This window comes from Flavobacterium sp. GW823-FHT04A11, from assembly GCF_058796535.1.
On record NZ_CM179503.1, the window covers coordinates 585,047 to 598,857 of the forward strand.

Here is a 13,811-nt window from a genome sequence, read left to right on the forward strand (position 1 = left end):
AGTAGCACCTTTATTTACATTTACAAGCCTTTTTTTTATATAATTTCAATCTTTTTTATAACTCGCTGGTTTCGCGTTTTTTACAACACAAAGTTTTTTTTGGACTTGGGTGGTTTTACTGGGTTTTGGCTCCTTTTGGTGGTTTGACCACAAAGGCGCGAAGGCGCGAAGGCTTCTTTTTATATGGTTTTGTGGTTTCTCGCAGAATCGCAAAGGCGCTAAGTTTTCTTCCCTGCGCTTTATTTTCTTCTGGAAACTGCTGCCCTAGCCCCGATAGAAGTGGAAATCCTTTTGCTTTTTCCTTTAAAAAGCAAAAGATTGGAACGGATAGCGGGAAATAGCTCCTGATTCTTAATTAAATTACAAATCTGAAATGCAAAATTCCAAACTTAAAAAAGCTTCGACTTCGCTCAGCTGGACAAAACTGTTGTTATTAAAGGTTGTTATTAAACCCGACAGGTTTTAAAAAACCTGTCGGGTTTCGTTGAACTAGAAATTACACTTATATATAATAAAAACTTCTCCTTAATATATGCATAAAAACAAACCCGACAGGTTTTGAAAACCTGTCGGGCTTTAGAATGAGATTTAACTCTTATATATTATTATGAACTAATCAAAACGAATGGCTTTGACCGGAGAAATCTTGGTTATAATATAAGACGGAATTAACAACACAATAAAACAAACTGTAATGGTCATCAAATTCAATAACGCGACATACCCCCAATTTATATAAACGGGTGCCTGGTTAACGTAATAATTTTCAGGATTTAATTGAACGACTCCAAATTGCTGTTGAATTAGTAATATTGAAATACCAATTAAGTTACCCCAAAAGAGTCCTCTTATTATAAGATAGAAGGCATTATACAAAAAAACTTTACGTACAGTCCAGTTATTTGCGCCTAATGCTTTTAGAATTCCGATCATTTGTGTGCGCTCTAAAATAAGAACCAGCAATGCTACTACCATATTTATAGTTGCCACTAATATCATAACAGCCAAAATAACGATTATATTAAAATCGAAAAGCTGAAGCCAGTCAAAAATGTAACTGTATTTCTCGACTATGGTTTTGGTATCTAAACTTGAAGACGTTTGTTCGTAGATTTGATCACCGGTTGTTTTAATATTATTAAAGTCTTTGACAAAAACTTCAAATGCTCCAACCTGATCCGGTGCCCATTTATTGATTCGCTGGATATGGCGAATGTCTCCTATTATATATGTAGCATCAAAATCCTGAAAACCTGAATTAAAAATCCCGGTGATTTTGAATCGGCGGCTATTTGGCATTTTACCCGCTTCTTCTTTAATAAAAAAAGTATTAAAGTTATCTCCAACTTTTAAATTTAATCTATCTGCAAGAAATCTGGAGATTATAACTTCTTCATTTAAGGATTTAGAGAAATCAGGTAATTTTCCTTCTACCAAATATTCTTTTATATTATTCCAATCGTAATCTGCTCCTACTCCTTTGAAGATAATTCCTTCGAATGCATTTTCGGTTCTGATTATTCCGGCTTTACTTGCGATTGCCTGAATATGACTTACCTCCGGAACCGACTTGAAGTTGGGATAAAAATCTTGTTTTTTTGAAATTGGAACCAAAGTTACTTCTGAATTATTATTGTCATAATTCGAAATAATGACCTGACCATTGAATGCTGAGACTTTTTCGCGTATTTTTTGCTGCAAACCAATTCCGGTTGCCACCGAAACCAACATCATAATAATACCAATTGCGATAGCCGAAATAGCAATTTTAATAATAGGCGCCGATATACTGCTTTTATAATCTTTGGCAGTGATAAGTCTTTTAGCTATAAAATATTCTAGATTCAATTTATGAGGTCTTATTGATTTATTGAGTCAGTTTAGTTTGTGTTAGTCAAAAATACGTTTAAAAAAGCAAAAACGAATTGTTACTAAAAACAATTACGAATTATTTAGGTTCTTTATAAAGGCATTTTCTTTTTCATTTCTTCAACAATATTATAAGCTGCCGGACAAATTGCCACATTTTTTAAAGTAAGATCTGCTATTTGATGAAACTTTTTTCGATCTGTATGCGGAAATTCCCTGCATGCTTTTGGGCGAACGTCGTAAATCATGCAATAATTCTCGCTGTCCAGAAAAGTACAGGGCACACTTTTTAAAACATAATCTTTGTCTTCGTCAATTCGAAGATACTGATCAATGAATTGTTGTGGTTTTTGTCTAAAAGATTTTGAAATTCTTTCAATATCAGCCAAAGTAAATAACGGCCCGGTTGTTTTACAACAATTGGCACATTGCAAACAGTCCGTTTTTTTAAATTCGGAATCATGCAAATCCTGCATCATATAATCCAAATTCTTGGGTTGTTTCTTTTTCAGCTTATCAAAATACTTTTTGTTTTCGATATGCTTATCTTTGGCTAACTTATTTAAGTTATTTAAAATTTGTTTCAAGACTACTATTTAAAGTTGATCTGCAAAATTAAACAACTTTAAACTTGAAACCTTAAACTTTGAACTAAATTACAATGAAAGATCTTTTTGGAAAAGCGATGTTTGATTTTCAGACGAATAATTCACCTGAAGGCATTATTACTGAAACCACTATTTCTGAAGAAGACGAAATGAGTGTCGATTATCTTTTTCGTTCTTATAATGAAATGCCTAAAATTGAGCAAAAAGCATTACAATTAGCCAACGGAAAAGTCCTTGATGTTGGCTGCGGAGCCGGAAGCCACAGTTTATCACTACAAAATGATCGCAATTTAGACGTTACTTCTATCGATATTTCTGAAAAGGCAATTGAAACCTGTAAACTTCGAGGTGTAAAAAATGCAAAAGTTGAAAATATCTTAGATTTTGAAGGAGAAAAATTCGACACGATTATATTATTAATGAATGGCGTAGGCATTTTTGGGAAATTAGAAAACTGCAACAACTATTTATCTAAGCTAAAATCTCTTTTGAATGAAGGCGGACAAATTTTATTAGACAGTTCTGATATTATTTATATGTTTGATGAAGATGAAGACGGAGGAAAATGGATTCCGTCGAATAATGATTATTACGGAGAACTTGTTTTTAATATTTCATACAAAGGTGAAAAAGAAGAACCTTTTGATTGGTTATATCTCGATTATAATACACTTCAAAATGCCGCTATTGCAAATGGTTTAAAATGTGAACTTATTTTAGAAGGTGAACATTATGATTATCTGGCTAAACTTTCAATTTAAATTATACAGAAATTCATGGAAAATTTGGATCTGGAGAAATTAAAATATCCTATTGGAAAATTTATTGTTCCAACACTTTATTCAAAAGATTATATATTAAATAAAATTGAAGAACTGGAATCTTTTCCGGAAAGACTGAGAAACGAAACATATGATTTAAATAATGATCAACTTGATACGCCTTATCGTCCTGATGGATGGACAATTCGACAAGTAATTCACCATTGTGCCGAAAGTCATATGAATTGTTTTATTCGAATAAAATGGGCATTAACAGAAAATAATCCAGTTATAAAGCCTTATGATGAAAATTTATGGTCAGCTTTACCAGATAATTTACAAATGCCAATAGAATCGAGTTTAAATATTTTAGAAGGTTTACATTCGAGATTGACTTTCATTATGAAAAATTTATCTGAAGAAGAACTGGAAAAATCTTTTATTCATCCTGAAAATAATTCAGAATATAAAATAAAACATATCATTGGTCTTTATGCCTGGCATGGAAATCATCATTTGGCACATATTACTTCTTTGAAGAAGTACAAAAATTGGAAATAGATTCTGTATATTTTCTACACACTGTATCTTTAGCTAAACAAAAAAATCTCTTCAGACCGAAGAGATTTTTTTGTTTTATAATTAAGGTATATTTAAATATTTATGCGTTTGAAGAGAAACTCTCCATTTCGGATTGTTCATCACATAATCAACAATCAAAGGAGTCATTTCTTCTTTCTTGCTCCATTCCGGCTGAAGAAACAGAATCGCTTTATCATTTACTAGTTCAGCTTGTTCTTCGGCAAAAATAAAATCATGTTTATTGTAAATAATCACTTTTAACTCATGTGCATTGTCATATACGGTTTGAGTTGGCAATTTATTTTTTTTAGGCGAAAGACAAATCCAATCCCAAAATCCTGTCAAAGGATACGCGCCTGAAGTTTCTATATGAACTTTTAGATTTTTATTTTTTAATTCCTGAGTTAAAAGCGTCATGTCCCATGTTAATGGTTCTCCTCCTGTAATAACAACAGTGTCAGCATAAGTTGCAGCATTATTTACAATTAAATCAACACTTGTTGGCGGATGTAATTCTGCATTCCAACTCTCTTTCACATCACACCAGTGACAACCTACGTCGCAACCCCCAATTCGTATAAAGTAAGCAGCTGTTCCTGTATGAAAACCTTCTCCCTGAATGGTGTAGAATTCTTCCATTAAAGGCAACATTGCTCCTTTATTTACTTCTAATTGTATTTCTTTTGATAACATTATTTTATTTTAAAGTGCAAAGATAGTCAATTAAATACGGAACAAAAAAAACCGATAGTTCTTTGAACTATCGGTTTTATATTTAATTTAGAAAGCTTTATTTATTTTAAAGCTTTAACTGATTGAGAAGCGTAGCTATTTGCAGGATCTAAAACTAAAGTTTTGTTGAAATATTCAATTGCTTTAGCTTTATCAGTATTAGCATAACTAGCACCGATGCTGTTGTAAGCTTCTACGATTTTTTTAACTGTAGCAGGTTTAGCTAATTCTTCTGCTCCTTTTGCAGTTGTTTTAGTAACGTACTCTTCGTAGTTTTTAATAATCAAATCATCTTTCTCTAACAAGTTGTTGATTCTTCCTTTGTATAAGTAAGCTTCATCATAAGTAGGAGAAGCAACTAAAACTCTGTCAAAAGCCTCTTCTGCTTTAGCTAATGCAGCAGTATCTATAGTACCTTTTGCTTTACCAGCATTTGCATAATATAAAGAAATACCATAATAAACATTATCATCTAAATAGTTTTTAGACTCTTTGTTATTAGCTCCAAGTTCAAAAATAGTTGCTGCCTGAGCAAATTGTTTTTTACCAAACAAAACTTTTCCAAAATCAGCAAGTTCTTCAACTACCAAAGGCTCTAATTCAATAGCTTTTTTGATATCAGCAACTCCTGCATCAAAAGCAGCCTGATCCACAATACCTTCAGCATTTGTACCCTTTTTGATTTTAGACAAACCTAAATACAAATAATCTCTACCAATTACTTTGTTAGAAGGTACTTTGATAAAATCTTCAATAGATTTGATAGCAACATCTACATTTCCGTTTTCATAAGCAGCATATCCTAAATATCTGTAAATTCTAGGATTCACTTTGTCTTCAGCAATCATTTTATTTGCTACAACCTCAAGATTTTTGTAATCTTTAACCAGGATTAAGAAATCTGCGTGACGCATTTTTGAGTCTAATGAATAGTCAGTAAGACTTAAATATTTCTCATAGTTTGTAATTGCATTTTGCATATTAACTTTTGAAGTCGAAGGTTTATTACGTCCCCATTTGTAATATGTTTCAGCTAATTCTCTGTAAACAGGACCATAATTAGCATTTAATGCGATAACTTCATTGAAGGCTTTAATTGCTTCTTCATAAGATTTAGCTCCTTTTAACAAAACACCTAATTGCATTTTTGCTCTTAAAAGTGTTGGATCTGCTGTAAATGCATCACGATACGCTTTGTAAGCATCGTTTTGATTATTAGCTCCATAATATGCATCTCCAATTGCTAAAAGTGCCTGAGCATTTTGCGGCTCGATTGCCAATGCTTTTTTCAAAGACGCAACAGCATTTGTATAATCAGGATTATCTGAATTTGTGTATGCTTTACCAATGTAGATATACTCATCTACATCTTTACGTTTCATATCTTTTGTAGCTAATCCAAAATTTGCAGTAGCTGAAGCAGCATTTTTACTATCAAGATCTATTTGACCTAATCCAATATAGTTTAAGTTTTTCTTGTCTGACGCTTCTAATCCATTTAAGAAATAAATTTTCGCAGAATCTACAATAGACTGATTTAAGTAAACAGTACCTAAAACAAAATTTGCTTCTCCGTCAGATGGTTTAGCTTTAATAATCGATTTTAGCAATGATTTTGCTTTTTGAAATTGCTCTGCATCGATTGCTTTTTTAGCTTCTTTGATATCTTGCGCTTGTGCAACAGAAGCTGAAGCAACTAATGCAAGACTAAAAATTTTAAATTTATTCATCTTTAATTGTAATTAATTTATTCTTTATCGTTTATAATTTGACTTCTAATTTGCAGTTTACGTCCCGGAGTTCTCACAGGCAGTAATCCCGACTTCAAAACTATTCTTTGTCCAATATCTCCTGATATGAATGATGCAAATCCCATTCCCAAACCAGTATAACCCTGACAATTTATAATAAACAAATCACGTGCCAAAGGATACTTTAATTCAGCCAGATCATTTTGTGTCGGATTATAATATTTATCATCCTTTAATCCTTTAACACTTAAAACATTAATTTTCTTTATCACTTCCTGCATATTTGCTGTTGGCTGTGATAACCAATTAACACCAACAACACCAATCATTCCGTCATTCTCAGAAACAAATTTGATCACTTCATCATTTGTTTTAAAAGAAAAAATACCATTGGCAGAAACTTCTTTTACTTTGGCTAAATCCTTCATGTAACGTACTGTACTTGAATTTGGATTATCAAAAACTAATCCTTTAATTCTTGGATCTGCTTTTCCCTGCATAAAATCGATTACTGTTTTCAACGCAATTAATGTATCATTATTGCTTTTATTCGAAATTAAAGCAATTGCATCAGTTGCAAAAGGAGTAACTCTTGGATTTATTTTGTTTTTTGTAAATCTGTCTTTCTCTTCAGGAGTAAGATCTCTTGTTGTAATTACAACTTTAGCTTTTTGATTTGCAAGATCATTAATTAACTCTGCTTCCGATTTTGTTTTTATTGAAATCTTCGCATCATAAGTACTTTCAAAAACAGCTACCTGATCTTCAACTATTGGTTTAACAGTTTCATCAACAGTAATATCAATAGCTCCTTTTAAAATTGATTCTTTATCAGATTCGCTCTTGCTTTTTTGGTTGCACATGGCAAACAAAAAGACAAAAGTTATCAAAGCAAAAACTTTAGCATATTTAAACATAACTATTCTGTGTTTGAATTAATTAATCTTAAAAAACGTATTGCTGAATATACTATTAATAAGATTCCGAAAGCATATCTGTACATAGGATCCATGTTTAAAGGTAATTTTTTCCAAAACATTATCATTAAACCCAGTACAAGATATATCAAAAAAAACAGTATTCCTAAAACAAGAAGAAATCGCTCTTTGAGCGATTTCTTCTGAATATTATTAAGCATATCTTTTAACATTATTCTGCAGATTGAATAGTAATAGGAAGAGAGTAAAGAACCCTAACTTTTTTACCATTTTGCTCGCCGGGAGTCCATTTTGGACATTTTTTAAGAACACGAATTGCTTCTGCTCCTGTACCGTAACCGATATCCCTTAAAACTTTAATGTCGGTTAATGAACCGTCTTTTTCAACTACAAAAGTAACATATACTTTTCCTTTTAAACCTTCTTCTTCCGGAGTCTTGTAATTGTTTCCTACGAATTTGTAGAATTTTTCAATTCCTCCAGGGAAATCTGGTTTTACCTCGATACCAGCAGTATTATAAACATTGTTATCTTCCTGAATGATCTCGGTTACCGGACCTTTACCAACTGGCTCATCCACAGTTAAAACTGCATCCGGATCTCCTTTGATAGTTTCTGAACCAATTTTCTTCTCCTTCAGATCCACAATTTTTGGTGGCTCTTCTGTGATTTCCTCTGTTTTAGCAACAACTGGTTTCACGAACTTCACCTGATCCACTTTTGGCGGAGGTGGTGGAGGTGGCGGAGTGTTTGGTTTTATTACCTCTTTTTTTGGAGGTAATTTTATCGTGGTAAGTTTAATATCGTTATTTTCAAGATCATCACCAGAATCTGGTAAGAAACTTGCAATAAGTGGTGCTGCAACAGCAAGAGCAAAAATAACTGAACCAATGATAAGAGCTCTTACTGTGGTTTTTGTATTTGATTTTCTTAGCTCATATGCACCATATATCTTATTACGTCCTTCGAATACGATATCAAGCCACTGATTTTTAATTATATCTAATTTCATTTTTCTTGATTATTAGGTTATTGTCAAAATAAGATTGCTCTTATTTTTTCTCTAACAATTCGGTTTCTTTAGGTAGAAAATCGTTAACAATTGCATAAGTTCCAACTCCTGTAATAGCCATTTCATCCAAAATGTCTACCAGATTTTTGTACTTAGATTTTTTACCCGGCTTGATGATAACAATAATACCTTTCTCTTTACTACCAGTATATTCAACTACTGATTTTTTACGAGCTAATAATTCTTTACGAATACCGTCTTTTCCATAAGCAATATCTTTAGGACCAGCAATAGGACTATCTAATAATCCCATATAGTAAACAAGCTTATTGTCTTCTCCTAACATAACAGTCATAGTTCGTCTTTCATCGACCTTCATGTCTTCTATTTTCTTGTTAGGATCATCATCTTTATCTGGCAAACCTAAACTCATCGATTGAGGTTTTGACAACGTAGTGGTTAACATAAAGAATGTGATCAATAAGAAAGCTAAATCCACCATCGCAGTTAAATCTACTTTAGAGTTTTGCTTTTTACTTCTTACCTTACCACCTTTTCCGCCACCACCGTCGCCGGTATTTAATTCAGCCATTTTAGTGTATATTTTTTAATTAAAAGTCTTTTCCTCTCATACCAGTAACTAAGTTAAAGGTATTGATTTTTTGATCTTGCAGGATATCCATAATCTTTTTGATTTGCGGATATTCTTCTTTTGCATCACCTTTAATAGCGATTTGCAATTCTTTATCATCAAGATCAATTGTAGCTCTTCTAGCAATCAAAAGCCAATCTTTTAATTGATTATCCAAAGAATCCATTGGGATTCCTCCTTGATTTGCTTTACTTCTATCAGCCGCTTTCATGTTGATGATTTGTTTCAAACCTGCAACCGGAACACCGAAGTCATCCATTAATGCAAATTGATTTTTATCATCTTCAGAAAAAGCAACTCCGTATTTTTGACCCATTCCTTCAAGAGTTCTTTTACGAACTTCTCTACCTTTAATGTCAAAAAACACTTTACTTTTTCCATCTTTTCCTTTACCAATAATGATCGTAGCTAAATCCGTATCAGGTAATTTAGTCTGAACAGTAGAAGAAGGCATATCTACAGGAAGTGCCTCAGGCACCTTAGCAGTAGCGGTCAAAATAAAGAACGTAAGCAAAAGGAACGCAACATCGCACATGGCAGTCATATCTGTCGATGTTGACTTTTTTTTCATTTTTATTTTAGCCATTCTCTTTTATTTTTATTTTGATATAATTAATTATAATTATTCAAAAATTAATTATTGTTTCAAACTTCCTCTGAATCTTCTGTAAGTATTCACGATTGTAGTACCAGCCTCATCGATAGAGTAAGTTAAATCGTCAATTTTAGCAGTAAAGAAGTTGTAAGAAACGATAGCTAAGATAGAAGTAGAGATACCTGTTGCAGTGTTGATAAGTGCTTCAGAGATACCTGTTGCAAGAGCAGCCTGGTCTGGAGTTCCAGCAGAAGCTAACGCACCAAACGCTTTAATCATACCTGATACAGTCCCTAATAATCCTCCTAAAGTTCCTAATGATACTAAAGTAGAGATAATAGTCATATTTTTTTCTAACATTGGCATTTCTAATGAAGTTGCCTCTTCGATTTCTTTGTGGATTACTTCAGAAGCTTCTTCACTGTTGAAACCTTCTTTTTTAACGTCTTGGTATTTAATCAAAGCAGATTTAATTGCATTTGCAACTGAACCTTGTTGTTTGTCACATGAAGCGATAGCAGCTTCGATGTTTCCTTCTTTAATACTTGCTTGAACGCTTTTCATGAATTTATCTAAGTTAGATTTTCCAGCAGCTTTACCAATAACGATAAATCTTTCAATAGAAAAAACAACAACCATTAAAAACATACCTAATAATACCGGTACAATAAATCCTCCTTTATATACTTGTCCTAATGTATTGATTGGGTGACCTGTTTCAGGATTACCTCCTTCGAAGTTAGAAGCATCTCCCATAATTACTTTCCAAATAAACACCCCTACCAAGATACACGCTACAATAATGATTCCAGTAATCATTCCTCCCCCATTCGAAGTGCTTTCTTTTTTAACTTTAACGTTTGCCATTTTTTTAAATTTTAATAGTTTTAAATAATTTTTATTTTTTAGTTATATTTAACTTGTAGAGGAGCAAATTTATACGTTTAGTTTAAATAAAAAAACTTTTTTTAATTTTATTGAAGCAAATTTAACGTCAAATTAAAAAATATCTCATTAATTTGCCAACATTCTTTTTTCGATAAAACAAAAATAAGGACGATTTATGGGAAAATTACAACGTTTTAGTAAATATTCAAAGATTCCTTTGATATCTTCTTAAAAAGATGCGAAATTATTTTTTATTATATTTTTAACCCGAAAAAGCTTTTTCCTACTAAAAAATAAGTAATCAAATTGTTAAAAAACAAAGCAATACTCTTATAATCATCTAAATTACAAACAAAAACATGAATAAAAAAGACAATTTCATTCAGGATATAAACAATGGTTATTTATCAAAGGGTGACAGCATTATACTAGGCGGGGCAATTCTTGACGGAGAAGCTATCGCAGAGGCTCACGTAAAAATTCCGCTAAAAACCCTGAATCGCCACGGTTTAATTGCCGGAGCAACCGGGACTGGAAAAACGAAAACTATTCAGGTTTTTTCAGAGCAATTATCAAATGCCGGAATTCCTGTTTTAATGATGGATATAAAAGGTGATTTTAGTGGTATTGCAAAAGAAGGAAAAGAAGAAGGATTTATTACCGAGCGTCACGCTAAAATAAACATACCTTATAATGTATCTTCATATCCTGTTGAATTAATGTCATTGTCAAAACAAAACGGAGTTCGTTTACGTGCGACAGTTTCTGAATTTGGCCCTGTATTATTTTCCAGGATTTTAGATTTAAATGACACTCAGGCAGGAGTTGTTGCCGTAATCTTTAAATATTGTGATGACAAACAAATGCCGTTATTGGATTTAAAAGACATCAAGAAAGTCATTAATTATATTACCGAAGAAGGTAAGGACGAAATTACCGCGAGTTACGGTAAAATTTCTACGGCAACTACCGGAACTATTTTGAGAAAAATAATCGAATTAGAACAACAAGGCGGAGATTTATTTTTTGGTGAATTATCTTTTGAAATTGATGATTTAATGCGAATTGACGAAAACGGAAAAGGTTATGTAAACATCATCCGCCTAACGGATATTCAGGATAAACCAAAATTATTCTCGACTTTTATGTTGAGTTTATTGGCTGAAATCTACCAGAAAATGCCTGAAAAAGGAGATGCAGAACAACCTGAATTAGTCATTTTTATTGATGAAGCACATTTAATTTTTAATGAAGCCAGCAAAGCATTATTAGAACAAATTGAAACGATTGTAAAATTAATTCGTTCAAAAGGAATTGGCGTTTATTTTGTAACGCAAAATCCAATGGACGTTCCAAGTGGGGTTCTTGCCCAATTAGGATTAAAGATTCAGCATGCTTTAAGGGCTTTTACTGCAAATGACCGACAAGCGATTAAAAAAACGGCCGATAATTATCCAACTTCGCAATATTATAAAACCGACGAATTATTAACTAATCTGGGAATTGGAGAAGCTCTGGTAACGGCACTAAACGAAAAAGGAGTTCCAACGCCACTTGTTGCCACGATGATGCGCGCGCCACAAAGCCGAATGGATGTTTTAACTTCTGATGAAATCGAAGCGATCAACAGCAAATCAAAATTGGTAAAAAAATACAGTGAAGAAATTGATCGTGAAAGTGCGTACGAAATACTAACCAAAAAAATTGAAGAAGCTTCGCAAGCAGCTACAGAACAAGAAGAACAAGCGCCAACGAGATCTTCAAAATCAGAACCAAGTACTGCAAGTGTAGTTGGCAAATCTGTTTTGAAAGTCGTAACAAGTGCAACTTTTATAAGGGGTGTTTTTGGCGTTTTGACAAAAATATTCAAGAAATAAATTCAATATCAAAAATCAATTACAATATCAATGTCAATTTAAATTGAATTTTGATATTGTAATTGATATTGATTTTATTTCTGCAACAACTCCAGAATCTTATTGTCGATTTCAGGCGTGTTCCAGATATTTTCTATGTTGTCTATTTTCAGGATTTCTTCCATAATTCCGTTTTGGAAATCTCCAATTGCCAAAGCTTCGGCATACGGACGGTCGCTAAAAGTTACGCGACTGTAAAGCGGAATCCATTTATCTGGATGTTTATCAGAGAATGCTTTTTCGATTTTCTTTTGTAATAAGAATTTCTCATCGGCAGTTTTTGTACTCATTTCCATGAAATTACGATACGAAAGTTCCGCAATTGCATCGGCATTTGGTTTACGTGAAATTTGATATTCTGAGAAAATCTTCTTCCAATCGTCACCATATTTCTCAATCATTTCGTTTAAAACGGTAATATCTTCAAAACCGGCATTCATTCCTTGTCCGTAAAACGGTACAATCGCATGACAGGCATCTCCAATTAAAGCAATTTTATCTTCATACGTCCACGGAAAACATTTCATTGTTACCAAAGTACTCGTTGGATTTTTAAAGAAATCTTCTGCCAACTTCGGAATCACGTCAATCGAATCAGGAAAGTTTTTCGTGAAGAAATCTTCTACCATTTTTCGATCTGTTAACGATGCAAACGAGTTTTTACCTTCAAAAGGCATAAATAAAGTACACGTAAAACTTCCGTCTAAATTAGGAAGCGCAATCAGCATATATTCGCCGCGCGGCCAGATATGAAATGAATTTTTATCCAGTTTATGCGTCGCATCTGCATTGGCTGGAATATTCAATTCCTTATAACCCATATTCAAAAATTCCTGCGAATAATTAAACATACTCTGACGCTGCATTCTGTGGCGAATTCTCGAAAAAGCACCATCGGCACCAAAAACCATATCGTATTTTTTCTCCTCCCACTCGCCTCTTTCGGTTTCGCCAATATGCAAAGTTGCATCACTTAACGTTACGTCCCAGATTTTTTGGTCAAACAAAAATTCTGCTCCGGCTTGTTCAGCAAGATCAATCATTTTTCGGTTTAAAGTCCCTCTCGAAATCGAATAAATTGACTCGCCTTCCTGTCCGTAATTCTGAAAATTGAGTTTATCAACCAAATGAATGGCGCGTTTGTCCATCGGAATCGCGATTTCCCGTACCGAATCACCAACGCCAACGCCATCAAGTGCTTTCCAGCCACGATTAGACATCGCCAGATTTATAGAACGACCAGAAAAATTAATTTTGCGAATATCAGGACTACGATCATAAACATGAACGGTGTGACCTGCTTTTTTAAGATAAATTGCCAATAACGATCCTACCAATCCAGAACCAACAACGGCAATTTTTAGTGAAGTTTGCATCAAGAAAAATCTAAATATAAGATCGTAAAAATAAGTAATAATTCTACAAGAGCTTTAAAATAAAGGAAATATTTATGATTTAAAAGCTTATTTATCATGGCATGACCCGCAGAAAAAGCGGGCCGGGCTAT

General features: G+C 33.1%; 14 protein-coding genes. 3 read left to right on the forward strand and 11 right to left on the reverse strand.

Annotated features, from left to right (window positions below; translation table 11 throughout):
• Positions 1 to 612 precede the first annotated feature (612 nt).
• Positions 613 to 1,848: an ABC transporter permease gene (locus tag AC3QL1_RS02675; protein WP_492494866.1), complete on the reverse strand. Its 1,236-nt coding sequence runs from the start codon at positions 1,846 to 1,848 to the stop codon at positions 613 to 615.
• 113 nt (positions 1,849 to 1,961) lie between these two features.
• Positions 1,962 to 2,456, reverse strand: a complete 495-nt coding sequence (locus tag AC3QL1_RS02680; protein ID WP_492494867.1) for a YkgJ family cysteine cluster protein — start codon at positions 2,454 to 2,456, stop codon at positions 1,962 to 1,964.
• 74 nt (positions 2,457 to 2,530) lie between these two features.
• Between AC3QL1_RS02680 and AC3QL1_RS02685 the strand changes: the two genes are divergently transcribed.
• A complete protein-coding gene (locus AC3QL1_RS02685) occupies positions 2,531 to 3,238 on the forward strand; it encodes a class I SAM-dependent methyltransferase (RefSeq protein ID WP_492494869.1) in 708 nt (235 codons plus the stop codon).
• Between the two features lie 15 nt (positions 3,239 to 3,253).
• Positions 3,254 to 3,799: a YfiT family bacillithiol transferase gene (locus AC3QL1_RS02690; RefSeq protein WP_492494870.1), complete on the forward strand. Its 546-nt coding sequence runs from the start codon at positions 3,254 to 3,256 to the stop codon at positions 3,797 to 3,799.
• A gap of 81 nt (positions 3,800 to 3,880) precedes the next feature.
• Here AC3QL1_RS02690 and AC3QL1_RS02695 read toward each other — a convergent pair whose 3' ends face one another.
• The 8 genes from AC3QL1_RS02695 to AC3QL1_RS02730 form a co-directional block, all read right to left on the reverse strand.
• Positions 3,881 to 4,513 (reverse strand): 7-carboxy-7-deazaguanine synthase QueE, encoded by a 633-nt coding sequence (locus AC3QL1_RS02695; protein ID WP_492494871.1) that lies wholly within the window; start codon positions 4,511 to 4,513, stop codon positions 3,881 to 3,883.
• A gap of 101 nt (positions 4,514 to 4,614) precedes the next feature.
• Complete coding sequence (locus tag AC3QL1_RS02700; protein ID WP_492494872.1) at positions 4,615 to 6,282, reverse strand: tetratricopeptide repeat protein; 1,668 nt, start codon at positions 6,280 to 6,282, stop codon at positions 4,615 to 4,617.
• A gap of 17 nt (positions 6,283 to 6,299) precedes the next feature.
• Positions 6,300 to 7,220, reverse strand: coding sequence for a PstS family phosphate ABC transporter substrate-binding protein (locus AC3QL1_RS02705; RefSeq protein WP_492494874.1), 921 nt, complete (start codon positions 7,218 to 7,220; stop codon positions 6,300 to 6,302).
• A 2-nt stretch (positions 7,221 to 7,222) separates the two neighbouring features.
• Complete coding sequence (locus AC3QL1_RS02710) at positions 7,223 to 7,453, reverse strand: hypothetical protein (RefSeq protein ID WP_492494876.1); 231 nt, start codon at positions 7,451 to 7,453, stop codon at positions 7,223 to 7,225.
• On the reverse strand, positions 7,453 to 8,253 hold the full coding sequence (locus AC3QL1_RS02715) for an energy transducer TonB (protein ID WP_492494878.1): 801 nt from the start codon (positions 8,251 to 8,253) through the stop codon (positions 7,453 to 7,455). The genes AC3QL1_RS02710 and AC3QL1_RS02715 overlap by 1 nt, the downstream gene beginning before the upstream one ends.
• Before the next feature lie 40 nt (positions 8,254 to 8,293).
• Complete coding sequence (locus tag AC3QL1_RS02720; RefSeq protein WP_492494880.1) at positions 8,294 to 8,845, reverse strand: ExbD/TolR family protein; 552 nt, start codon at positions 8,843 to 8,845, stop codon at positions 8,294 to 8,296.
• Between the two features lie 19 nt (positions 8,846 to 8,864).
• Positions 8,865 to 9,491, reverse strand: coding sequence for an ExbD/TolR family protein (locus tag AC3QL1_RS02725; protein ID WP_492494882.1), 627 nt, complete (start codon positions 9,489 to 9,491; stop codon positions 8,865 to 8,867).
• Between the two features lie 51 nt (positions 9,492 to 9,542).
• Positions 9,543 to 10,367, reverse strand: coding sequence for a MotA/TolQ/ExbB proton channel family protein (locus AC3QL1_RS02730; RefSeq protein WP_059117658.1), 825 nt, complete (start codon positions 10,365 to 10,367; stop codon positions 9,543 to 9,545).
• Between the two features lie 380 nt (positions 10,368 to 10,747).
• On the opposite strand from AC3QL1_RS02730, the gene AC3QL1_RS02735 reads away from it, so the two are divergent.
• Positions 10,748 to 12,265 (forward strand): helicase HerA-like domain-containing protein, encoded by a 1,518-nt coding sequence (locus AC3QL1_RS02735; protein ID WP_492494884.1) that lies wholly within the window; start codon positions 10,748 to 10,750, stop codon positions 12,263 to 12,265.
• A 74-nt stretch (positions 12,266 to 12,339) separates the two neighbouring features.
• Here AC3QL1_RS02735 and AC3QL1_RS02740 read toward each other — a convergent pair whose 3' ends face one another.
• Positions 12,340 to 13,680: an FAD-dependent oxidoreductase gene (locus AC3QL1_RS02740; protein ID WP_492494886.1), complete on the reverse strand. Its 1,341-nt coding sequence runs from the start codon at positions 13,678 to 13,680 to the stop codon at positions 12,340 to 12,342.
• Positions 13,681 to 13,811 lie beyond the last annotated feature (131 nt).